This is a genomic window from Streptomyces sp. NPDC030245 (assembly GCF_055572995.1).
This window is the reverse complement of sequence record NZ_JBVICF010000014.1, coordinates 224,902-245,127: the sequence shown is the minus strand read 5'-3', so window position 1 is coordinate 245,127 and position 20,226 is coordinate 224,902. Positions and strand designations below refer to the sequence as shown.

14 protein-coding genes, 6 tRNA genes and 1 riboswitch are annotated in these 20,226 nt (G+C 70.9%); of the genes, 8 read left to right on the top strand and 12 right to left on the bottom strand.

The genetic code is table 11. The annotated features are described in order from the left end of the window. Positions 1-2 precede the first annotated feature (2 nt). Positions 3-150: riboswitch (cyclic di-AMP (ydaO/yuaA leader) on the bottom strand. Between the two features lie 221 nt (positions 151-371). Beyond that, the gene (locus tag ACZ4Z4_RS32830) at positions 372-1,598 is read right to left on the bottom strand and encodes a PP2C family protein-serine/threonine phosphatase (RefSeq protein WP_468335575.1); all 1,227 of its coding nucleotides are present in this window, start codon (positions 1,596-1,598) and stop codon (positions 372-374) included. 93 nt (positions 1,599-1,691) lie between these two features. Further along, a tRNA-Met gene (locus ACZ4Z4_RS32825) sits at positions 1,692-1,765 on the bottom strand. Between the two features lie 144 nt (positions 1,766-1,909). On the opposite strand from ACZ4Z4_RS32825, the gene ACZ4Z4_RS32820 reads away from it, so the two are divergent. Next, on the top strand, positions 1,910-2,455 hold the full coding sequence (locus ACZ4Z4_RS32820; protein ID WP_468335509.1) for a YceI family protein: 546 nt from the start codon (positions 1,910-1,912) through the stop codon (positions 2,453-2,455). 56 nt (positions 2,456-2,511) lie between these two features. Here the strand turns inward: ACZ4Z4_RS32820 and ACZ4Z4_RS32815 are convergent. The 5 genes from ACZ4Z4_RS32815 to ACZ4Z4_RS32795 form a co-directional block, all read right to left on the bottom strand. Continuing rightward, positions 2,512-2,584: transfer RNA gene (locus ACZ4Z4_RS32815), tRNA-Lys, on the bottom strand. Positions 2,585-2,730: 146 nt separating this feature from the next. After that, positions 2,731-4,827, bottom strand: coding sequence for a LamG domain-containing protein (locus tag ACZ4Z4_RS32810; protein ID WP_468335506.1), 2,097 nt, complete (start codon positions 4,825-4,827; stop codon positions 2,731-2,733). A gap of 192 nt (positions 4,828-5,019) precedes the next feature. Beyond that, a complete protein-coding gene (locus tag ACZ4Z4_RS32805) occupies positions 5,020-7,281 on the bottom strand; it encodes a DEAD/DEAH box helicase (RefSeq protein WP_468335502.1) in 2,262 nt (753 codons plus the stop codon). Between the two features lie 224 nt (positions 7,282-7,505). Beyond that, positions 7,506-8,054, bottom strand: coding sequence for a hypothetical protein (locus ACZ4Z4_RS32800; protein WP_468335499.1), 549 nt, complete (start codon positions 8,052-8,054; stop codon positions 7,506-7,508). A gap of 364 nt (positions 8,055-8,418) precedes the next feature. Next, positions 8,419-8,769 carry a metallopeptidase family protein gene (locus ACZ4Z4_RS32795; RefSeq protein WP_362991921.1) on the bottom strand — a complete coding sequence of 117 codons (351 nt, stop codon included), beginning with the start codon at positions 8,767-8,769 and terminating at the stop codon, positions 8,419-8,421. A 71-nt stretch (positions 8,770-8,840) separates the two neighbouring features. On the opposite strand from ACZ4Z4_RS32795, the gene ACZ4Z4_RS32790 reads away from it, so the two are divergent. The 4 genes from ACZ4Z4_RS32790 to ACZ4Z4_RS32775 all read left to right on the top strand — a co-directional run bounded on the left by ACZ4Z4_RS32790 (position 8,841) and on the right by ACZ4Z4_RS32775 (position 10,757). Next, the gene (locus tag ACZ4Z4_RS32790; RefSeq protein WP_468335495.1) at positions 8,841-10,391 is read left to right on the top strand and encodes a metallophosphoesterase family protein; all 1,551 of its coding nucleotides are present in this window, start codon (positions 8,841-8,843) and stop codon (positions 10,389-10,391) included. A gap of 81 nt (positions 10,392-10,472) precedes the next feature. After that, positions 10,473-10,545: transfer RNA gene (locus ACZ4Z4_RS32785), tRNA-Glu, on the top strand. 39 nt (positions 10,546-10,584) lie between these two features. Continuing rightward, positions 10,585-10,659: transfer RNA gene (locus ACZ4Z4_RS32780), tRNA-Asp, on the top strand. 24 nt (positions 10,660-10,683) lie between these two features. Then, positions 10,684-10,757, top strand: a tRNA-Phe gene (locus tag ACZ4Z4_RS32775). Positions 10,758-11,053: 296 nt separating this feature from the next. Here ACZ4Z4_RS32775 and ACZ4Z4_RS32770 read toward each other — a convergent pair. The 4 genes from ACZ4Z4_RS32770 to ACZ4Z4_RS32755 form a co-directional block, all read right to left on the bottom strand. Beyond that, positions 11,054-12,178, bottom strand: a complete 1,125-nt coding sequence (locus ACZ4Z4_RS32770; protein ID WP_468335492.1) for an ABC transporter permease — start codon at positions 12,176-12,178, stop codon at positions 11,054-11,056. Positions 12,179-12,216: 38 nt separating this feature from the next. Further along, the gene (locus tag ACZ4Z4_RS32765; RefSeq protein ID WP_468335489.1) at positions 12,217-13,086 is read right to left on the bottom strand and encodes a cytochrome c biogenesis CcdA family protein; all 870 of its coding nucleotides are present in this window, start codon (positions 13,084-13,086) and stop codon (positions 12,217-12,219) included. Continuing rightward, a complete protein-coding gene (locus ACZ4Z4_RS32760; protein ID WP_468335486.1) occupies positions 13,083-13,901 on the bottom strand; it encodes a DsbA family protein in 819 nt (272 codons plus the stop codon). Before ACZ4Z4_RS32760 ends, ACZ4Z4_RS32765 begins: the two co-directional genes overlap by 4 nt. Before the next feature lie 115 nt (positions 13,902-14,016). Further along, positions 14,017-14,394 carry a hypothetical protein gene (locus ACZ4Z4_RS32755; RefSeq protein ID WP_468335484.1) on the bottom strand — a complete coding sequence of 126 codons (378 nt, stop codon included), beginning with the start codon at positions 14,392-14,394 and terminating at the stop codon, positions 14,017-14,019. An 83-nt stretch (positions 14,395-14,477) separates the two neighbouring features. Here ACZ4Z4_RS32755 and hrpA point away from each other — a divergent pair, with 83 nt between their 5' ends. The 3 genes from hrpA to ACZ4Z4_RS32740 all read left to right on the top strand — a co-directional run bounded on the left by hrpA (position 14,478) and on the right by ACZ4Z4_RS32740 (position 19,257). After that, on the top strand, positions 14,478-18,464 hold the full coding sequence (gene hrpA, locus ACZ4Z4_RS32750) for an ATP-dependent RNA helicase HrpA (RefSeq protein WP_468335481.1): 3,987 nt from the start codon (positions 14,478-14,480) through the stop codon (positions 18,462-18,464). A 95-nt stretch (positions 18,465-18,559) separates the two neighbouring features. Next, a tRNA-Asp gene (locus ACZ4Z4_RS32745) sits at positions 18,560-18,634 on the top strand. Between the two features lie 392 nt (positions 18,635-19,026). Beyond that, on the top strand, positions 19,027-19,257 hold the full coding sequence (locus ACZ4Z4_RS32740) for a DUF6274 family protein (RefSeq protein ID WP_468335478.1): 231 nt from the start codon (positions 19,027-19,029) through the stop codon (positions 19,255-19,257). A 456-nt stretch (positions 19,258-19,713) separates the two neighbouring features. On the opposite strand, the gene bldC is transcribed toward ACZ4Z4_RS32740, so the two are convergent. Next, entirely contained in the window at positions 19,714-19,920 is a 207-nt protein-coding gene (gene bldC, locus ACZ4Z4_RS32735; RefSeq protein ID WP_003949541.1) for a developmental transcriptional regulator BldC, read from the bottom strand. Positions 19,921-20,226: the final 306 nt, after the last annotated feature.

The window sequence follows — 20,226 nt, the reverse complement described above, 5'->3', positions numbered from 1 at the left end:
CTCCTTTCCTTCCTTCTCGCCTACCGGGTTAGCTGACGGGTTCGGAGCAGGAAGGTCTCCTACGAGCACCTGGCACGGAGGCACAGCTGCCCGATTCACCCCAAGTTGGTGGTTCCCCGGCTCCCTTGCGGGATTAGGCGCGTGCGCGCGGAGCCGCCTCGAGTGACGGCTGGGACGACCGCGCTGCGTTATCGAACGTTAATAGACAGGGGGTCCGTATTCCAAGCCGTTCCGGTTGATCGTTAACGCTCATCGGCCGTACGTACCGGGACACGAAGGTGCGGACCGGGGCGAGTTGACCCCCGGTCTTCAAACACCGGAGCTTTACATTTTCTTGACAGTGTGTCAGTCGTTATGCGGAGCGGTGTACTTCAGTCACCGGCGGTGACCTCCGCATCGCCGGCCGCGGGCCGCCGCACCGCGAGCAGCGCCATGTCGTCCGTCATGGCGCCCCCGGTGTGCCGCCGCACCTCCCCCGCGAGGGCGGCGAGCAGCGCGTGCGGGCCGCCCCGGCCCGGGAAGATCCGCCCGCCGAGCCGCGCCGCGGGATCGTAGAACTCCCCCGCCGCGTCGCGCGCCTCCGACAGGCCGTCGGTGTAGAAGAGCAGCGTCGCGCCGGGCGGGAACTCCGACTCGTCCGCCCGGTCCGGCCAGACCCCCAGGTCGCCCATGCCGAGCGGCAGCGCGGGTTCGCTCGGCGACATGACGCACAGCCGCCCGTCGCCGCGCAGCAGCAGCGGCGGCGGGTGCCCGCGGTTGATCAGGCGTACGGAACCCTCGGCGTGCCGGATCTCCGCGAGGACGGCGGTGGTGAACCCCTCGAACGCGTCCAGTCCGTCGCGCCGGGTGCCCTCGCGCGCCAGCGCCCGCTCCAGTCGCTGTGCCACCGCCTCCAGGGTGGCCTCCTGCTCGGCGGCCTCCCGGAAGGCGCCGATGACGACGGCGACCGCCGCGACCGCGCCCATGCCCTTTCCGCGTACGTCGCCGACGATGAGCCGCACGCCGTGCGGGGTGTCCTGCACCGCGTACAGATCCCCTCCGATGAACGCGTCGGCCTGCGCCGCCTCGTACCGTGCCGCGATGTCCAGGCCGCCGATGCGCGGATCCGGCGCGGGCAGCACAGCGCGCTGGGTGGCCTCGGAGATGGAACGGGCGATGGCGAGCCGGTCGTTGCCGCGGCGCACGACACGGTTGATCACGATCGCGAGGGCGGCGACGGTCGCCACGGTGACCACTTCGGTGACGGTCTCGACATGGCTGCTGACGCTGTTGCCGTAGTGCAGGAAGAGGACGGCGCCGGTGGCCGCCACGCCGGTCAGGACGGTGCTGAGCAGGGAGTAGAAGGGAGCGGCGATCAGCGGGGCCGCCGTGAAGAGCGGAGCGGCGGTGAACTCCGGCGGGGTCGCGATGTCGTAGCCGGCACCGACGATGAGCAGCAGGAGGGGCAGAACCCGCACGAAGGCACGCTCGGTCCCGCTGGCCCCCCTGGCTTCCCTGGCCCCCCTGGCCCCCCTGTCGCCGGGTACTCCTCGCTGCCCCACCGCTTGTCTCCCGCCGACTCCGCGCCCATCACCGCGCTCCACCCAGGGTTCCCGCAGCGGGGTGGGGGTGCGACCTGGTGGGGGCCGGTCGGGTGACAAAAACACCCAGGGCCCGGAACCATGTGCTGGTTCCGGGCCCTGGGTCTTCAGTAGCGGGGACAGGATTTGAACCTGCGACCTCTGGGTTATGAGCCCAGCGAGCTACCGAGCTGCTCCACCCCGCGTCGGTAAACACAACAGTACGCCATCCGGAGGGGTGCGTCGAACCACTTGATTCGGGGTGGTCCTGCGCTCGAGCACCCCGAAAGGGTGCGGACCCCGGCGGTATGTTCAGGCATCCACGACCCATCCACGGGAGTGAGCAAGCAATGCCTACCATCACCAAGCTCAGTGAACTGAGCGGCGAGTACGTCCTCGACACCGCCCGCACCCGGCTCGGCTTCGTCGCCCGGCACTCGGTCGGGCCCCAGGTCCGGGGGCACTTCGAGGAGTTCGAGGGCAGTGCACAGCTCGACGGCGACGATCCCTCGAAGTCCGGCGTCCGGCTCACGATCCAGTCGAAGAGCCTGCAGAGCCACAACAAGTTCCGCGACGACCCGGTACGCGCCAAGTTCCTGGACGCGGAGAACCACCCCGTCATCACCTTCGCCTCGACCGAGGTGGAGCAGGTCGGCGCGACCACCTTCAAGGTGACCGGCGACCTGACCCTGCGCGGCACGACCAGGCCGCTCACCCTGACGGTCGAGACGACTGGCGGCGAGCACGACGCGCGGGGCGAGCTGCGCGTCGGCTTCAAGGGCAGCGTCCTGATCAACCGCAAGGACTGGGGCGCGACCGCGAACGCCCTGGACGTGCTGTTCGTCAGCCCAAAGGTGACGGTCGAGTTCGAGATCGCGGCGCTCCGCCGCCCCTGACCCCCCGAACACACCGAAAGCCCAGCCGGAGACCTCTCCGAGCTGGGCTTTCCCCGTAGACCGTGTGGGACTCGAACCCACAACCAATGGATTAAAAGTCCACTGCTCTGCCAATTGAGCTAACGGTCCTCACCGGTGCACCCCCGAGCATAGCGGGACGCGGCCCGCCATCCGATCGGGTATCGCCGACGAGGACCGGCGCGCTTACGGAACGAGAGGTTCCGAGCTCTGCGGAAACCTCCCGCGGAAGCTTCCGCGGGAGCCCCTGCCGCACGTCACCTCGACACGCGCAGCCGCGCCACCTCCTGCTCGCTGATCACGCCCGTGTAGGCGTGCACGTCGTCCACGGCCCCGAGCAGGTACTCGCCCCGACCGTCCGCCGTCGTGGCCCGGCCGACCTCAAGCCCGCCGGTGGCCTGCCACGCGTGGTGGAACGGCGCACGGGCCCCTACCTCTCCGTCGACGTACAGCAGCACCTCGTCGGCCCCGTCGTCGTACACCACCGCCACATGCTGCGCGTCCCCCGGCGAGGCCCAGACGTTGTCCGCCTTGAGCGTCGTCGTCTCCGCTCCCGCCCGGTCCTCGTGAGCCAGGGTCAGCTCCCATATCTGCCGCTGCGGCGTGTACCGCAGCGTGGCGAGGTCGCTGTTCTTCCCCGGCAGGGAAAGGACCGTCATCGTCCGGTCGGCGCCGGCCGGGTCGAGCCGCACGTGCGCGGCCAGCGAGAAGCTGTCGCCGGTGTCCACGACCGGGGCGCCTGTCGCGGCGAAGTCACCGTCGCCGTCGAGGACCAGCTCCCCCTTGCCCACCATCGGAGGGTTCCCCGGACCGCACTCGGGGTCCATCGCCGGGTCGCACGTCTGCTCGTCGTGGCGGATCTTCGCGTCGCCGCCCAGCTTCAGCGGCTGCCCGCCGTCCTCCTCGGGGCTCGCGCCCCCGGGCGCCTCGTCGAACCGCCAGTGTCCCGCGCGCACGGTCGCGCGCTCCGCGAGCTTCGCCGCTTCCGCCGGAACGACGACCCGGTTCCACGCGCGGACGTCGGCGATCCGGCCGCTCCAGTTCCCGCCCTGCCCGGACTCGCCCAGGGCCCGGCCGATCTGCGCGGCGCCGGTTCCCCGGGGCGCCGGAGCGTTCTCCGCCTTGTCGACGAGGCGGCCGTTCACGTACAGCCGGGCCGTCTTCACCGCCGGGTCGTAGACACCTGTCAGCTGCGCCCACTCCCCGCTCTCCGGAGTGCCGCCCTTCGCCCGCACGACAGCGCCCTCCGGGCCGCCCAGCGCGAAGGACCACGACCCGTCGCCGTCGGTCCCCAGCCGGTAGGCCGCCGCCCCGTCGCCGTCCTGGCTCACCGCGGCCATGCTCCGACCCACCTCGTCGGGCCGCACCCAGGCGCTCACCGCGAAGGCCCCGCCGGTGTCCACGGCGGGGGCGCCCGGCGACAGATACGCATCGGCCGAACCGTCCAGCCGCGCCGCCGACTCCACCCCCGTACGAGTCGGCCCTGCGGCGCCGAAGGTGACACCGGAGCCCGCCCCGGCGGGCTTGCCGCCCGCTTCGGCGGCGCCTTCGGAGGCCCCCGCCGGGTCGGCGAGCTTCCAGTGGGCGGCCGGTGCGCTGCCCTTCTTCAGGCGGAACTGGTAGTTCGTCGGCTCGCTCCTGTTCCCGGCGCGGTCCTGCGCCTGGACGCTGACCGTCATCGGGCCTTCCCGCTCCGGCAGCCAGCTGAATTCGGCGGGCCCGCCCGGCCGTGCGGGCTCGACGGTCTTCGGCGTCTCCCCGATGAAGCTGTAGACGTAGGCCACGGTGTCTTCGGAGTCCGAGTCGACCGTGAACGTGCCGCGCACGCCGACCCCGTCGTGCCACACGAGATCGTTCGGATACTGCGGCGACGTCACCGAAGGCTTCGCGGGCACCTCGTTGTCGTACACGAACTCGCAGCCGCCGGAGGACCCCTCCGCGCTCCACGGCCCCCACGCCGAGCCGTCGAAGGCCCGCACGCGCCAGCTCACCTCGGTGAGCGCCGGCAGATCTTCCGGAACGGACCAGCTGAACGGCGAACCACTCCCCTTGGACGTCGTCCGCGCGGAGCGCACCTGCCGCTCCCCGTCCTTGCCCGTCCAGGAGACCTCGAACTCCGCGGAGACCGACTGCGCGTCCGGATCGCGGAGCACCGCCCTCAGCTGCGGCCGGGTACGGACATAGGGTCTCTCGGCGCCGGCGGCACACTCCTTGTCACCGGTTTTCAGATCCGCCCGCACCGGCTGCTCCGGCGGCCCGTTCTCCGCCGCCCCGGCAGCCCACGGTGTGACGACGACGGCTGACGAGGCGAGTGCGACAGCGACTGCGCAGCGCACGAGGACATGCCGAACCACGGGGACCCCTCCCTGTCGGCCCGGCTCCCCACCGGACCACCAATTCCAACGTGCCCGAAGGTAACAGTGGGTACTGACATCGGTACGCCTGCGAGGAGGGGACCGGTCCGGACATGCCGAAGGGCCCGCACGACGCGTACATCGTGCGGGCCCTTCCGTCAGACAGAGCCGGTCACAGCTCCCGGCCGGGGATCAGCCGTTGCGCTTCCAGCGCGGCTTGTCGTCGCGGCGGCCGAAGGAACCCGTGCCGGAGCCGGTGCGGTCGTCGCGGCGGTTGTACGACGGGCGGTCGTGGCCGCCGGAGCGGAAGCCGCCCGAGCCGCCGGAGGGGCGGTCGTCGCGACGGTCGCGGTTGAACGGACGGTCGCTGCCGCGGTGGCCGCCGGAGGGGCGGTCGTCACGGCGGAAGCCACCGCCGCGGTTGTCGTCACGACGGTCACGGCCGAAGCCGCCACCACGGTTGTCGTCACGACGGTCGCGGTTGAAGCCGCCACCACGGTTGTCGTCACGGCGGTCGAAGGAACGGCCGCCACGGTCGCCGCCGGAGGGGCGGTCGTCACGGCGGAAGCCACCGCCGCGGTTGTCATCGCGGCGGTCACGGCCGAAGCCACCGCCACGGTTGTCGTCGCGACGCTCGAAGGAACGGCCGCCACGGTCACCGCCGGAGGGGCGGTCGTCACGGCGGAAGCCACCGCCGCGGTTGTCGTCACGACGGTCGCGGTTGAAGCCGCCACCGCGGTTGTCGTCACGGCGCTCGAAGGAACGGCCGCCACGGTCGCGGCGCTCGTAGTTGCCGCGCTCGTCGCGCTGCGGGCGGCGGTTGTCGTACGAGGAGGAACGGTCCTCGCGGGCCGGGCGCTCGGAGCGCTCGGCGACGGGCTGCTCGGGGACCGACACGGCGGCCTCCACGACGGCCTCGGCGGCGGCAGCGGCCTCGGCGATCGCCGTCTCCGGGTCCTCGCCGCGCTCACGGGCGGCACGCGCGGTGAGGCGGTCGGCCTCCTCGCGCAGCTCGGCGGCGCGGCGCGTGGCGCGCTCCAGCTCCTTGGTGAGCTCCTTGACCTCGCGCTCGGCCTGGGTCGCGGCGTTGCCCGCGGAGTCGGCCTGCACCTCGGTCATCGAGCGGGCGCCGGTGATCTCGGCGACCTCCGGGTCGAAGGTGCCGCCGCCGTTGATGATGTGGCGCGTGGCGTCGACGCCCGCGTCCTCCATCAGGCGGAAGATCTGGCGGCGCTGGTGCGGCAGGGAGAGGGAGACGACCGTGCCGGAGCGGCCGGCGCGCGCGGTGCGGCCCGAGCGGTGCAGGTAGTCCTTGTGGTCGCCGGCCGGGTCCACGTTCAGGACCAGGTCGATGCCGTCGACGTGGATGCCGCGGGCGGCGACGTCGGTGGCGACGAGGGCGTTGACGTAGCCCTTCTTGAAGTCCTCCAGGACGCGCGTACGAGCGCCCTGCGTCATGCCGCCGTGCAGCGCGTCGGCCTTCACGCCGGAGTCGCAGAGCTGCTCGGCGATGCGGTCGGCGCCCAGCTGGGTGCGGACGAAGATGATCGTGCGGCCCTTGCGCGCGGCGATGGCGGCCGTGACGGGCGCCTTGTCGCGGGGCTTCACGATGAGGATGTGGTGCGTCATGGTCGTGACGTTGCCCTGGGCGCTGTCGACCTCGTGCGTCACCGGGTCGGTCAGGTAGCGCTTGACCAGCGTGGAGATCTCGTTCTCCATCGTGGCCGAGAACAGCATGCGCTGGCCGCCGGACGGGACCTGGTCGAGCAGCTCGGTGACCTCGGGCAGGAAGCCCAGGTCCGACATCTGGTCGGCCTCGTCGAGGACGGCGATCTGGGTGTTCTCCAGCGAGCAGGCGCCGCGGTTGATGATGTCGCGCAGCCGGCCCGGGGTGGCGACGAGGATGTCGACGCCGCGCTCCAGGGCGTAGATCTGGTTGCCCATCGACGTACCGCCGCAGACGACCTTCATCTTCAGGCCGAGCACGTCGCCGTAGGGCTGGAGGGCGTCCGCGACCTGCATCGCGAGCTCGCGGGTCGGCGTGAGGATGACGCCGCGGGGCTTCTTCTTCTCGGTGCGGCCCTCGGCGGCCAGCGTCGCCAGCATCGGCAGACCGAAGGAGAGGGTCTTGCCGGAGCCGGTGCGGCCGCGGCCGAGGATGTCCTTGCCGGCCAGGGCGTCCGGGATGGTCGCGGCCTGGATCGGGAAGGGCGTGGTGACGCCGTTCTGCGCGAGCTTGCGGACGATGCCCTCGGGCAGGCCGAGGTCGGCGAAGGTGAGCTCGGGCTCAGTGTCGGCGTCGGTGTCGGCGGCCTGGGGGGCCTCGGGGGTGACCTCGGTGGTGTCCTGGGCCTCGGCGGACTCGACGATCTCGGCGGCGGCCGCTACGGCCGCGTCGTTCTCGACGGTCTCGTTCTCGGGCAGGACGGCGTGGTCAGAACTGAAAATGGACATGCGAAATGCGAAACCTTCCGGAGTCTCGGCACGCGCCCGTCAACTCCGTGATTTCGCAATGGACCGCCTCGATGCGGTCAGCCACGGCAAGGGAGAGTACGCGCCACGCGGCGCTCTTCTGTGTCGGCGCCGGGCAAATGGGATCAAACGATCTACCACCATACGCACCCCCCACCCCATATGGCAAACCGCCCCCGCCAAACCCCCTCTCACCTGCGCATACGTCAGTGGGGTCCCGCTTCCGGCGACGGCTCACGCTCCGGGAGCTCCGCGCTCCGCCGCTGGAGCTGCGCCCCCTGCCCTCCCGACCCCTCCGAGGACGACGGCTCCGGAGTGGTCGGATCCGGCGTCGGGGTGGGGGTGGGCTTCGGCGGATCCGGTGTCGCGGTGGTCCGCGTCGGGGTCGGCTTCGGCCGGGTCGGAGTCGGCTGGCCCGGCCTGCCCGGCTTCGGCGGCTTCTCGGAGGCCGCCGCCGTCGAGGACTCCGAGGGCCGCGCGGCCTTCGCCCCGGCCCGGTCCTCGCGCGAGCTCCCCTCCCTGCCCTTCTTCTTGCCCTTGTGCCGCCCGCGGCCCGGCCCCTCCTCGTCCCCGGGCGCCGCGTCACCGCCCTGCGTCACGGGGTCGCCGTCGGGCGCGGCGGCTCCGCTGCGCTGCCCCGCGGAACGGTCGGGCGCCGGAGCGTTCCCGTCGTCACCGATGCTCATGCAGCCCGCGGTCGCCGCTACGGCCACCGCGACCGCGGCCCAACGGACGGGAACGTACAACTGGCGCACGGCCGAGCACCTCCTGAGGCGCGAGAGCCTGTGTCGTAACCCCGGTCGGATCAGTGGGCGTCGTCTGGTGCGTGCGATCGCAAGGCGCCGGAGCGTCCTCGGTGGGGGTCCCCCCCGGGCCCTTCAGGCCTGGGGGAGGAGCTACCAGGGCGTTTCGGCAACGCGGCGAGCGTGCGTGCCAGGCGGCGACCACCCGGCCGGGGTTATGACACAGGCTCTGGGAATCGAGACGCCCTGCCCAACTCCCGCGGCCCGCAAGAGGACACGGACCGCACTCCGGCCCGCCCGCCCCCGCACACCAGGGCGGGCGCCTTCGCTCACCCGTACCCGGCACCCGTACCCGGCGCCCGCTCGGCCCGAGGCCTCACCCGTACCCGAGCGCGTGCAGCCGGGCGTCGTCGATGCCGAAGTGGTGGGCCACCTCGTGCACCACGGTGATCTCCGTCTCGGCGACCACCTCCTCGCGCGACCCGCACATCCGCAGCGTCGGCCCCCGGTAGATCGTGATGCGGTCCGGCAGCACCCCGGCGTACCACTCGCCGCGATCGGTCAGCGGAGTCCCCTCGTACAGCCCGAGCAGCTCGGGGTCGTCGGACGGCGGCTCGTCCTCGACGAACACGGCCACGTTGTCCATCAGGCGGGTCAACTCCGGCGGAATCCGGTCGAGAGCCTCGCCGACCAGTTCCTCGAACTCCTCGCGCGTCATCTCCAGCACACCCCCATTGTCGGCCACACCGTCCGCCCCGTCCCGGCATACCCGCACCGGCACTTGGGCATACGGGACCAATGGCACGCGGCTACACCGGCGTTCTCCGCGGCGTACGACGGGTGGGCGGCGCCCTCGTCGGCCACTACCGCGCTCACCGCACCCATCCCACGACCGAGCTGATCAGCCCCCCGCACCCCTACGCCCGCGCGCTGGGCCTCATCACGGTCGTCGTCCTGGGCGCCTGGCTCGGCCTGCTCATCGTCGGCAGCGTGCGCGCGCCCGTCGGCCCGATGGACACCCGCATGACGCTCCGCCCGTCCATCTCCGGCGGCACGAAGATCAACGTCTCGCCGCTCGGCGCCCTGGAGCTCCGCTCCCACGTGGCGCCCATCCGCCTCGACGTCGACGTGGACCGCCTGGACCCGGTCCGCGCCCAGGCCCTGGTCGACCACCCCGAACGGCTCTCCGGGCTCCAGGACGAGGTCACGGACGACGTCGGCCACGGCACGCTCGACCTCGCCGTACGCTCCTGCGTCGCCGTCGTCTCGGGCGCCACGGCCCTCGGCCTCGCCGTCTACCGCCGCCCGCGCCGCGCGCTCGCCGCGGGCGGCCTGGCCCTCGCCCTGCTCGCCGCGTCCGGGGCGGCCGCGTACGCCACCTGGAACCCGAAGTCCGTCCTGGAGCCGAAATTCTCCGGCCTGCTCAGCAGCGCCCCCTCCGTCGTCGGCAACGCCCGCAGCATCGTCAGCGAATTCGACGTCTACCAACAGGAGTTGGCGCGCCTGGTCACCAATGTGACGAAGCTGTACGACGTGACGTCCACGCTCCCCGCGTACCAGCCGGACCCCACCACCATGCGGGTCCTGCACGTCTCGGACATCCATCTGAACCCGGCGAGCTGGAAGATCATCTCTTCCCTGGTCACCCAGTACGACATCGACGTCATCGTCGACTCGGGCGACACCATGGACCACGGCTCGGCCACCGAGAACGGCTTCCTCGACCCGATCGAGGACCTCGGCGCGCCCTACGTGTGGGTACGCGGCAACCACGACTCGCTCACCACCCAGCGCTACCTGGAGCGCTTCAAGAACGTCCACGTCCTCGACGAGGGCAGGGCCGAGACCGTCGCCGGCCTGCGCTTCGCCGGCATCGGCGACCCGCAGTACACCCCCGACCGCTCGGAGAAGCCCGAGGGCGACTCGGTGGAGCACATGGCGGGCATACGGCTCGCCTCCGCCCTGCGCGCCGAGCGGGCGGCCGGCACGCCGGTCGACGTGGCCGTCGCACACAACCCGACGGCGGCGCGCGAGACGGACGGCGAGGTCCCGCTGGTCCTCGCGGGCCATGTGCACCACCAGGAGATGGAGGTCATGGACGGGGGCACGCGGCTGCGCATCGAGGGGTCGACGGGCGGCAGCGGGCTGCGCGCGGTCGAGGGCAAGTACCCCGACCCCGTCGAGGCGTCCGTCCTCTACCTGGACCGTACGAGCAAGCGGCTACAGGCCTGGGACGAGATCAAACTGGGCGGGCTCGGCCTCACGAAGGCCGAGGTCAGCCGCCACCTCCCCAAGGAGAACCGCCCCGGAGCGCCCTCCTCGCCGACCGCCCCGAGCCCCTCCGACTGAACCGTTTTGGCGATAGCTCCCCGCATCCCATATGCTTCTCACGTCCCCGACGCGCTGCAAAGCGCCCAGGCGGGCCTCTTAGCCCTCATCGTCTAGTGGCCCAGGACGCCGCCCTTTCAAGGCGGTAGCACGGGTTCGAATCCCGTTGGGGGCACGTAACACCTTGTGCGAGACTGGTGCTCGCACAAAGCTTGGTCCTGTGGAGCAGTTTGGAGTGCTCGCCACCCTGTCAAGGTGGAGGCCGCGGGTTCAAATCCCGTCAGGACCGCTTGCGATTCCACGCGGATCGCGTGGCTGGGTAGCTCAGTTGGTACGAGCGATCGCCTGAAAAGCGATAGGTCGCCGGTTCGATCCCGGCCCCAGCCACCTCTCCAGAAGCCCCGCCCTTCCCGGCGGGGCTTCTGCCGTTTCCCCCGCGCCGTCCCCTTCGGTGGGGCTGCCCCGTGACGTCCAGCGGGAGTGGGGGCGCTCGGCCCCCACCGGCCGGGCAGGCGCAAGCGCTCCCGAGGGGACGTGGGGGTATGTGCGAACGGAGCACCGAGCGCACATCGGCGTCTTTGTCCGTGTGCCGCGGCGCAGGGATGGCGAGTACGCACATGCCCCCGCGGCCCCGCCCCAGAGGCAAACAGGAGGCGCAGGCCCGTACCGAGGCGGCCAGCGCCTTACCCCGCGTGCGCGGGAGAAGAGGTGCGGCCGCCCGGGTGGCGGTGGCGCCAGACCCAGAAGACCGCGCTGGAGAGCAGCGCCCAGCCCCCGAGCACCAGGAACGGAAACGCGTGCTGGTGGCCGCCGAAGTACACCGCCGTGTGCTGCGCGTTGACCGACGCCCCCGGCGGCAGCCACTGCCCGATGTGCCCGAGCACCGAGGGAAGCAGCGGCCAGGACACCGCGCCGCCCGACGACGGATTGCCGAGGAGCACCATCAGGCCCCACGTCGGCAGCATCGCCCACCGCCCGAACATCGTGTTGAACATCGAGAAGACCATCCCCGACGCGAACATCGTCAGCGCCAGGATCAGCCAGGACTCCACGAAGGGCAGCCGTACCGCCCCGAGCCACCAGTCCACGACCGCCGCGATGACGAACGCGCCCAGCAGGGCGTACAGCGCCGTGAACCCGATCCGCTCCGCCGGGTTCAGCCCGCGCGCGTGCACGCTCAGCTGAATGGCCCCCACGAAGCCGATGATCACGGCCGCCAGCGAGATGTAGAAGATGGCGAGCCCCCGCGGGTCGCCCTCCTGGAGCGGCTTGATGTCCTTCACCGCCACCGGCACGCCGACCTTCTCGCCCACCTTGGGCGCGGTCTCCGCGAGCACCTGCGCCACGGACGCGCCGGACGCCCCTGAGACGTCCAGCGTCACCTTGTCCCCGCCCCCGCCCCCATCCCCGCCGCGAGCCACATCCAGGACCGCGAAGACCTTCTGCTCCTCCACGTCCCGCAGCGCCGCCGCCCGGTTGTCGTACCGGCGCACCTCCAGCGACGCGTTCAGCGCCTTCTCCATGCCGTCGAGGAACGCCTTGCCCCGCTTGGAGTCCGGCGCGTCGACCACCGCGGTGGGGATGTGGTGCGGGGTCGGGTTCGCCATGGAGTACGTGTACGAACCGGCGAAGAGCCCCGCAGCCGCCGCCAGGATGAAGACGAGCACGATCGCCGGCAGGAAGGGCGACTTCTTGAACGCGTCCCACCGCTCACTCCGGGTGGGGACGCGCCCGTGCGCCCCGTGCGCGCCATCCCGTTGATTCCGCTGCTCCCACTGCTCCCGCTGCTCCGGCTCGTGATCATGCATACGAACACGCTAAACCAAACACCCCATAAGCAGCCTTCTCACTCAGCAGGCGACGCATCCGGCGAAACGGACTCGTCCCGCCTCCGACCCCCCTGTCTCCGCCACCCCCGCACCCCGAGCACCGCACCCACCACCACGACCACGCCGACCAGCAGCACCGCGTCCGGCACCGCACGGCCGACGCCGCCCGCCCACTGCTCCACGGCGAACGAGTCGTCCACGTCCAGCAGACCGGGCAGCGCGGTTGTCCCGTCGTAGGCGAGGAAGAGCGCCCCGAGCGCGACGAAGAACAGCCCCGACAGGAGCGAGGTCGTGTGCAGCTCGAACCGCCCGACGCGGAACGTCCGCCCCCGCAGCCACCTGCGCCGCCCCAGGTCGAACCGCTCCCAGAGCAGGGCGAGCAGGAAGAGCGGCACGGCCATTCCCAGCGCGTAGACGGCGAGCAGCAGCCCTCCGTAGACCGGGCTCCCGCTCACCGCCGCCACCGTCAGGACGCTGCCGAGGATCGGCCCCGCGCAGAATCCGGCGAGCCCGTACACCGCCCCCAGCGCGTACACGGAGAAGGCGGTGGTGGGCCGGATGCGGCCCGACAGCTCGGCCATCCTCCGCGAGGCGAACCCCATGCCGAGGATCTGGAGCACGCCGAGCCCGATGATCAGCCATCCGGCGGCGAGCACGAGCTGGTCGCGGTGGCCGAAGAAGAACCGTCCGGCGTAGGAGCCGGCCGCACCGAGCGGCACCAGGGTCGTCGCGAGTCCGGCGTAGAAGATGCCGGTCCGCGCGACGAGGCGCGAGGCGGAGTCGATCGAGTAGGCGAAGAAGGCGGGCAGCAGCAGTGCGCTGCACGGGCTCACCAGGGCGAGCAGCCCGCCGAGGAACGCGGCGAAGTACCCGACGTCGGCGGTCACTCGGAGCCACCCTTGCCCGCCGAAGCACCCGCCGAAGCACCCGTCGAAGCCCCTGCCGAAGCCCCCGCAGCACCCTTGCCCGCCCGCTTGGCCGCCGCCTCGATCGCCTGGTCGAAGACCTGGTCCGGCTGGGCGCCCGAGATGGGCCGCCCGTTGATCAGGAAGGACGGCGTCGAGGCGGCGCCCAGCCCGTACGCCTCCTCCTGGTCCTTCTTCACCGCGGCCTCGGCGGCATCGCTGTCCAGGTCCTTCACGAACCGGCCGACGTCCTTGACCCCGGCCTCCCGCGCCAGTTCCTTCAGCCGCCCTTCGCCGAAGCCCTTCTCCTTGGCGCCCTCGGCGTACGCGGCCTCGTGGAACTGCCAGAAGCGGCCCTGCCGCCCCGCCGCCCACGCGCCGCGCGCGGCCCGCTCGGAGTCCTCGCCGAAGATCGGGAAGTTGCGCCATTCGATGCGCAGGGTGCCCTCGTCGACGTACTTCTTCACGAGGCCGGGCTCGGTGTCGCGGGCGAACTTGCCGCAGAAGCCGCACTTGAAGTCGGCGTACTCGACCATCACGACGGGCGCGTCCGCGCGCCCCCGCGCGAGCGGGTCCTTCGCGTCGCGCCGGGCGAGCTTCTCCAGCTCGGGGTAGACGCCGGCCTCCTGCTCGGCCTCGGCGGAGGGCGCGGCACCCGCGGCCTCCTCCGTCACGGTGCGGCCGGCGTCCTCCGGCTTGGTCGCGGTGTACGAGGCGACGCCGAGCAGCACCGCCGCGACGGCGACACCCGCGCCGATGGCGATGTTGCGGCTCTTCTTGTTGTCGTTCTTGGGCATGGCTGTGCTCTCACTTGTCCTGTTGTACGTACGTACGAGGCGTCCGAGACGTACGAGGCGTCCGAGGCGTCTGTACGGCGATGTCGATGCAGGGGTCCCTGATGGTCAGGGACCCCTACACCCGCAGGACCGAGAGATCTATCGGTGAGGGTGGGGTGAGCTCGGGCGGTGCGCGGCCCGGCGTCGTCAGGAGCACGGCCTGGTCGGCGGCCCATGAGCCGGAGCCAGCGCGGGCGTCGTGCAGCGCGGGCAGCAGTTCGTACGCCGCTCCGGGGCGCTGCGGGGTGCCCGGCGCCTGGTCGGCGTCCCGGTCGGCGCCCTTGCCGCAGCCGGGCGAGCCCTGCGCGTCGGCGGCGACGGCCCGCAGGGCGCCCGCGGCCTCGGCCACCGGCTGCTGCGCGGCTGCCGCGGGCCCGCAGAACATGCCGAGCCCGAGCACGACGAGGAAGACCACCGCGAGGGGGCTCCAGGGCGCGCGCGTACGGGTCGGCATGCCCGGAATCGTACGTGCACGGGCGCCCTGCCGGAGAAATCGGTTCGCCACCGCCGAGCCGCGGGTGAGATCCTGGACGGCGTATGTCTACGCAGCCCGCCCTCACCCTCGACGCCCTCGCCTCCCGCCTCTCCGAGCTCTCGCTGCGCGACGAGCACCGGATCGGCAGGCGGCTGGAGGGTGCGCGCCGGATCCGCAAGCCCGAGGCCCGTGCCGCCGTCCTCGCCGAGATCGCGGCGGACGTCGACAGGGCCGCGGCGCGGATGGCCGAGCGGGGCAGCAGGCTGCCCACGATCACGTATCCGGAAGAGCTGCCGGTCAGCCAGAAGAAGGACGACATCGCCGAGGCGATCCGCGACCACCAGGTCGTGATCGTCGCGGGCGAGACCGGCTCGGGCAAGACGACGCAGATCCCCAAGATCTGCATGGAGCTCGGCCGGGGCGTGCGCGGCATGATCGGGCATACGCAGCCGCGCAGGATCGCGGCCCGCACGGTCGCGGAGCGCGTCGCCGACGAGCTGGACACGCCGCTCGGCGAGGCCGTCGGCTGGAAGGTCCGCTTCACCGACCAGGTCGGCGCGGACACCTTCGTGAAGCTGATGACGGACGGCATCCTGCTGGCCGAGATCCAGACGGACCGCGAGCTGCGCGCGTACGACACGATCATCATCGACGAGGCGCACGAGCGTTCGCTCAACATCGACTTCCTGCTGGGCTATCTCGCCCAACTGCTGCCGAAGCGCCCGGACCTGAAGGTCGTCATCACCTCGGCGACGATCGACCCCGAGCGGTTCTCGCGGCACTTCGGGGACGCCCCGATCGTGGAGGTCTCCGGGCGTACGTATCCCGTGGAGGTGCGTTACCGCCCCCTCCTCGAAGAGGAGGGGGACGACTCCGACCGCGACCAGATCACCGCGATCACGGACGCCGTGGAGGAGTTGCAGGCGGAAGGGAAGGGGGACATCCTCGTCTTCCTCTCCGGAGAGCGCGAGATCCGGGACACGGCGGACGCGCTGAACAAGAAGAACTACCGGTTCACCGAGGTGCTCCCCCTCTATGCCCGGTTGTCGCACGCCGAGCAGCACCGCGTCTTCCAGCCGCACACGGGAAGACGCATCGTCCTCGCGACGAACGTCGCGGAGACCTCGCTGACCGTCCCCGGCATCAAGTACGTGATCGACCCGGGCACGGCCCGCATCTCCCGCTACAGCCACCGTACGAAGGTGCAGCGGCTGCCCATCGAGGCGATCAGCCAGGCCAGCGCCAACCAGCGCAAGGGCCGCTGCGGGCGTACGTCGGACGGCATCTGCATCCGCCTCTACAGCGAGGACGACTTCCTCTCCCGCCCCGAGTTCACGGACGCGGAGATCCTGCGCACGAACCTCGCGTCCGTCATCCTCCAGATGACCGCGGCCGGCCTCGGCGACATCGAGAAGTTCCCCTTCATCGACCCGCCGGACCACCGCAACATCCGCGACGGCGTCCAGCTCCTCCAGGAGCTGGGTGCGCTGGACCCCGCGCAGAAGGACCCGAAGAAGCGGCTCACCGAGCAGGGGCGCAAGCTCAGCCAGCTGCCCGTCGACCCGCGGCTCGCCCGGATGGTCCTGGAGGCCGACAAGAACGGCTGCGTGCGCGAGGTCATGGTGATCGCGGCCGCGCTCTCCATCCAGGACCCGCGCGAGCGCCCGGCCGACAAGCAGACGCAGGCCGACCAGCAGCACGCCCGCTTCAAGGACGAGACGAGCGACTTCCTCGCCTTCCTGAACCTGTGGCGGTACATCCGCGAGCAGCAGAAGGCGCTCGGCTCGTCGGCCTTCCGCCGCATGTGCAAGCGGGAGTACCTGAACTACCTCCGCATCCGCGAGTGGCAGGACATCTATTCGCAATTGCGTACGGTCGCGAAGCAGATGGGCATCGGCCTCAACGAGGACGACGCCCCCGAGCAGCACGTCCACATCTCGCTCCTGTCCGGCCTGCTCTCCCACATCGGGATGAAGGACGTGAAGGAGTCCAAGGAGAGCAGGTCCGCCAAGGACGGCGACCCCAAGCAGCGCGGCGGGCGCAACGAATACATCGGCGCGCGCAACGCGAAGTTCGCGGTCTTCCCGGGTTCGGCGCTCTTCAAGAAGCCCCCGCGCTTCATCATGTCGGCCGAGCTGGTGGAGACCTCGCGCCTGTGGGCGCGGGTGAACGCCCGCATCGAGCCGGAGTGGGTCGAGCCGCTCGCCCAGCACCTCCTGAAGCGGACGTACAGCGAACCGCACTGGGAGAAGGACCAGGCGGCGGTCATGGCGATAGAGAAGGTGACGCTGTACGGCGTCCCGATCGTCACCGACCGCAAGGTGAACTACGGCCGCATCGACCCCGAGGTCTCCCGCGACCTGTTCATCCGCAACGCGCTGGTCGAGGGCGACTGGCGCACGCACCACAAGTTCTTCGCCGCCAACCGCAAGCTCCTGACCGAGGTCGAGGAGCTGGAGCACCGCGCGCGGCGCCGCGACATCCTCGTCGACGACGAGACGCTCTTCGACTTCTACGACCAGCGGGTGCCCGCCGACGTCGTGTCCGGCGCGCACTTCGACTCCTGGTGGAAGAAGAAGCAGCGGGAAGAGCCCGAGCTGCTCGACTTCGAGCGGTCGATGCTGATCAACGAGAAGGCGCAGGGCGTCTCCAAGGACGACTACCCCGACGCGTGGCGTCAGGGGCAGCTCAAGTTCCGGGTGACGTACCAGTTCGAGCCCGGCGCGGACGCGGACGGCGTGACCGTCCACATCCCGCTCCAGGTCCTGAACCAGGTCACGGACGAGGGCTTCGACTGGCAGATCCCGGGGCTGCGCGAGGACGTGGTCGTCGAGCTGATCCGCTCCCTGCCGAAGCCGATCCGCCGGAACTACGTCCCCGCGCCGAACTTCGCGAAGGCGTTCCTGGAGCGTGCCGTGCCGTTGCAGGAGCCGCTGCACGTCACGCTGGCGCGCGAGCTCCAGCGGATGGTCGGCGTGCCGGTCTCGCCGGACGACTTCGACCTGGCGCGCGTGCCCGACCACTTGAAGATCACGTTCCGCATCGTCGACGAGCGGCGCAGGAAGCTCGCCGAGGACAAGGACCTCGAAGCGCTGAAGCTCCGGCTGAAGCCGAAGGCCCGCAAGGCGCTCTCGCAGGCCGCCGCGGCGACGGCGGAGCGCACGGGCGGCTCCGCGGTCGAGCGCACGGGCCTGACGGACTGGAGCATCGGCACCCTCCAGCGCGTCTTCGAGACGCGCCGCGCAGGCCAGCCGGTGAAGGCGTATCCGGCGCTCGTCGACGCCGGCGACACCGTTTCCGTACGCCTCTTCGACACCGAGGCGGAGCAGCAGCAGGCCATGTGGCGCGGCACCCGCCGCCTCATCCTGCGCAACATCCCGGTGAATCCGGCCAAGTTCGCCTCCGACAAGCTGACGAACCAGCAGAAGCTCGCCCTCTCCGCCAACCCGCACGGCTCGATGCAGGCCCTCTTCGACGACTGCGCGACAGCCGCCGCGGACAAGCTGATGACGGACTTCGGCGGGCCCGTCTGGGACGAGGAGTCGTACCGCAAGCTCTTCGACAAGGTGCGCGCGGAGATCGTCGACACGACCGTGCGCACGGTCGGCCAGGTCCAGCAGGTCCTCGCCGCCTGGCAGGCCTGTGAGCGCCGCCTGAAGTCGACGCAGAGCCCGGCCCTGCTCCCCAACCTCGCGGACGTGCGGGAGCAGCTGAACTCCCTCATCAAGCCGGGCTTCGTGACGGAGACGGGGCTGCGCCGCCTGCCGGACCTGATGCGCTACATGGTGGCGGCGGACCGGCGCCTGCAACAGATGCCGACCGGCGTCCAGCGGGACACCGCGCGCATGGAGAAGGTCCGCGAGATGCGCGACGAATACCTGTGGCTGCTCGAACAGCTGCCGCAGGGCAGGCCCGTGCCGCAGGAGGCCCTGGACATCCGCTGGATGATCGAGGAGCTGCGCGTCAGCTACTTCGCGCACGCGCTCGGCACGGCGTATCCCGTCTCGGACAAGCGGATCGTGAAGGCGATCGACGCACTGGCCCCGTGACGGCCCGGGTACGCAGGGTGAGTTCGACCGCCGGGCCTGCACTGCTGTAGAGTCCTGTCTCGCAGCACAGCGCGCAAGCGGGTGCAGCGAAGCAAGGTCCTGTGGAGCAGTTTGGAGTGCTCGCCACCCTGTCAAGGTGGAGGCCGCGGGTTCAAATCCCGTCAGGACCGCAGTGAAGAGTGAGGGTCGCATCCATCGGGTGCGGCCCTCAGTCGTGTACGCCGTCCGCGCCCGCGGCGGAGCCGCAATCAGACACAGCAAATCCCGTCAGGACCGCAGTGAACGTGAGGGCCGCACCCATCGAGTGCAGCAGCCCTCAGCCGTGCACGTCGCCCGCGCCCGCGGCGGAGCCGCAATCAGACACAGCAAATCCCGTCAGGACCGCAGTGAAGACTGAGGGCCGCACCCATCGAGTGCGGCCCTCAGTCGTGTTCGGGGGTCGCACTCACGCCGGGTGCGACCCCCGTCGCGTCCGGGGCCGTGCCCCGGTGGGTTGACGGAGTCACATTCCGCCGGTAGTCCGGAGAGCAGGGGCCGGCGGGAGGCCCCCAGGAGGTGACGCATGTCTGCTTCTTCGGCGTCCGCGCGGCACGAGACGCGCGCCCTGCTGCGCGCCCACCTCGCGGCGGCCACCGGCTACCGCCACGCGACCCGGCACTGCCCCATCTGCCACCGACTGCTGAGACTCGCCCTGGAGGCCCCTCAGCGCGCCCCGGGCGGACCCGAGGACCCCGAGGAGGGTTCCGTGCGAGAGAGCGCCGCAGACGGCCCGGACGGTCCACCCGGCACATGACCGAAAGCGCAAGAACCCCTCTAGCGCAGGGGAGTTGCCCACAACAAGATTCCCGGCGTGTGACGGGTGTCACCGAACTGGTTTGCAGAACCCCGGAACTTACACCCTCCCTACAACCAGCCAATTTAATATGTGCAATTGCACCACCCCCCAGGGCGCTCCCCCCGAGCTTCCGCCGGTCTCCCCCGGCCCCCGCCGACCACCCCCAGGGCCGCCCACCTGCGCATCCTCGGCGCATCCCCCGGCGCACAAAAAAGATCGCGCTGGACCCGGCGGAGTCCAGCGCGATCGAACGACTCACCCATGTGTGTCAGGCGTGGCTCCCGTTGGGGCGGGACCCGCGTCGCGTGTAGCCATATGTCGGACGTACGGCCAGGTTGGGGGACCTGACAGCTGTGGTGCTCTTCGCCCGGGTTGTACGAGTTACTGCTGGTTGAGCGGTACTTCTGGCGTACGTCAGGCCTCGCTGCGCTGCTGCGGAATGCCCGCGAGCAGTGCGCGGACCTCAGCCTCGCGGTAACGGCGGTGTCCGCCGAGCGTGCGAATCGACGTGAGCTTGCCAGCCTTGGCCCAGCGCGTCACCGTCTTCGGGTCGACGCGGAACATCGTGGCGACCTCAGCCGGGGTCAGCAGCGGCTCGGCATCAGGGGTGCGAGCGGTCATGAGCGGCCTCCTCGGGAGAACCGAACCTTCTCGGTTCATTCCTCTAAATTCTGCACCTTGACCCGCGTTGCCCGAAATGGCGGACGCGAGTCGAGTCGGTTATAGGACGAACGGCTTGTCCTCGGCACTACAACTACACCATCCGTCCAGCCGCGTCGGCCAAACCGATGGAATTGCCCTCCCAGGTGTTCATCACCGACGGAAGCCGATGGACCATGCCATAGCGGACAGTCACGCCACAGTGACGATCAGTCACAGAGCGATCAGGAGTCAACAGACCCCCCATAGAGTGCAATGCTGAGCATT